General features: G+C 38.4%; 1 protein-coding gene. It reads right to left on the bottom strand.

The window, feature by feature from the left end:
• Nucleotides 1-2,413 (bottom strand): autotransporter outer membrane beta-barrel domain-containing protein (locus ACFIL2_RS00390; protein WP_375680345.1); only part of this gene is annotated, 2,413 nt, incomplete at its 3' end.
• Between the last annotated feature and the right edge of the window lie 250 nt (nucleotides 2,414-2,663).

Genomic DNA, 2,663 nt, shown 5'->3' with positions numbered 1-2,663 from the left:
GCTTTGGTTCGACAGGGACAGAAGGAGGAGAAACAGTATCCAGAGATGAAGTGTCCTCCGGAGCAGAGGGCTCAGATGGCAACGACATAGAAAGTGGATTGGGGCGTGGAGGATCAACAGGATCAGAGGACGTAGAAGAAGGAGGGTCAGACACAAACGACGTAGAAAGTGGATCAGGGCGTGGAGGATCAACAGGATCAGAGGACGTAGAAGAAGGAGGGTCAGACACAAACGACGTAGAAAGTGGATCGGGAGGGGGAGGATCAACAGGATCAGAGGACGTAGAAGAAGGAGGGTCAGACACAAACGACGTAGAAAGTGGATTGGGAGGGGGAGGATCGACAGGATCAGAGGACGTAAAAGAAGGAGGGTCAGACATAAACGACGTAGAAAGTGGATCGGGAGGGGGAGGATCAACAGGACCAGAGAACGTAGAAGAAGGAGAGTCAGATATCAACGACGTAGAAAGTGAATTGGGGGGAGAAGATGGAGGATTAACAGGATGAGATAATGAAAACGAAGAAGGTTTACCAAATGGACCATTATAAGAACCTATTCTAGAAGAAATATAAACCCCTTCGAGTCGGAAATCCCAAAAATCCCCCTCACCTTCCACTAATCTTTGCTTAGCATTCGCTTCTCCAAAAGGCGAACCTGGACCATAAGCACGAATACGATATTGATAAGGAAAACCTTTCACCGTAGTATAATCATCATAACCATTGGCGAGTCGAAAAGAACCTGCCTGCGCTGTTCCAGCAACTTGAATGAGTGAAATGCTTTGATCTTTTCCCTCATAGACTTCTTTACTTGCATATTTTGGAAAATTTTGCACATGAATGAATGTCGTTCCAGAAACATCCCCATAGATCAATATGCGATCCGTCTTTTGGGGATTAAACAAACCCTCATCATTCAAAAATGCATTCAACCTAATCTGAGCGTTTCCCTCAGCACTGTAGACTTTTTTATCTTTTGATGCGAGAATTTTATCTCCTGCACCTATATCTGCTTTTTTTCCAATGCGTAGCGTTTGATAACCACTATCTTCATCAAAGATCAATGTGCTATTGGAAAGACTTAGAGAAGAAAGCGATGAAACAGATTCCTGTAAACCGTTGTATTTACTTTTAGTAAGATACCATTTTGAATAACGAATTAATTCTAAATCAATAACCGATCTACCCTCAACACGCGTACCTCCTGTAAGAGAGGAAGCGTTTGCTTTCACCAATAGAGAAGCATTATTTTCAGCTTTTAGCAACAAATCACCAGAGATTTTTGTTTCATCCGATAATTCAAGAGTGCCTTTTACTTCATAGTCTTTATTCCCCTTCGCATAAATCGCAATCCCGTCTGGAACTGTCATATTTGTCTCTGATAAATAAACAAATGCCCTCCCCGTGATAACTTTTTTGGTTTCTAAAATTTTTTCATCATCTCGTTGCCTCAACATTTTAGCAAATTCTTCTGGAGCTAAAACATTAAAGCACAGTCCATATACTCCCTCACCCTGAACAGAAATATTGTTTTTTTCTATCTTAATATTTGTATTCTTAAATCCATCTGGTGAAATATATTTTTGAATTAACTTACCATTATCATTTACATAACCTGAAAAGTTTTTCATCAAGAATGCATGCATATGGTTCAGCTGAATAAAATTGTTTTTCAAATGAACGTCACCACCTTGAAAAACCTCAAAAGCTTCTGGCAATACCCCCATAGCTCCATCACCATCTGTTAAAGTTTCCTCCCTCCTTCCTTGCCCCGTAATCCCCATAGTATCAAGAAGATAGTGCCCCCCAAATCGAGTTGAAAATGAGCCAATCTGGTTAAAATTAACGGTACCGTCTGTCATTTTAACCATTGCATCAAAACCACTCATAATACCGATCCCTTTTACATTCAAATTATCTGGCTCAATATTGATATTCACACTCACTAAAGCAATATCCGTTCCTCTCCCCCATGCATAAATAGCATGTGAAGTCCCCTTAATTTCCCCTACTGTCATACTAATAACGGCATTTTGAGCACGAAGAGCAGGTATATTCTTAAAATCTGAAGCTATTAGATTAATTTTTCCACCATTTCTTACATACGCCCCATACGCAGATATTTTATCTGGATCATCGCCAAAAACTGTTATCTGAGAGGCATTAACAATAGTGCCTGCTTTTTCTACATATATAGCTGCAATAGGTGCAATATGAGCAGACGTCTCTTGAGAACTTTTTAAGTAATAGACTTTATCTGCAAGAAAGTGTGTTTTTCTATCATCGCATTTATAAAATGCCCCTCCTGCATCACTTGAAGATCCTGCAGCATTAACATACGTAACCTGCAAAAAATAAAGAATAGCTGTTGTAACGTTGCATAAAAATACATATTTATGAAATACATAAATCATAACTCTTGCCACCTCCTATTCCCCTACTTCTATTCATTGAAGAATAATATCTATATTTAAGATAATAAATTTCTCAAAATACAATAAATATAAAATGAAATATTTAATTTAATACTTAATATAACAATATATACTTATATATAAGTTACTATATAGTTTATGTATCGCTAAAAAAGGTGGCGCAATCCAGCAGAGAAACTCGTTCCAGAAAAACCAATTTTCTTAAATCTATGCTGATAAGTGACATCTC

Origin of the sequence: Bartonella sp. AP30XZML (genome assembly GCF_042195945.1) — a bacterium.
Lineage (GTDB): Bacteria > Pseudomonadota > Alphaproteobacteria > Rhizobiales > Rhizobiaceae > Bartonella.
This window is presented reverse-complemented; position numbering and strand designations above follow the sequence as displayed.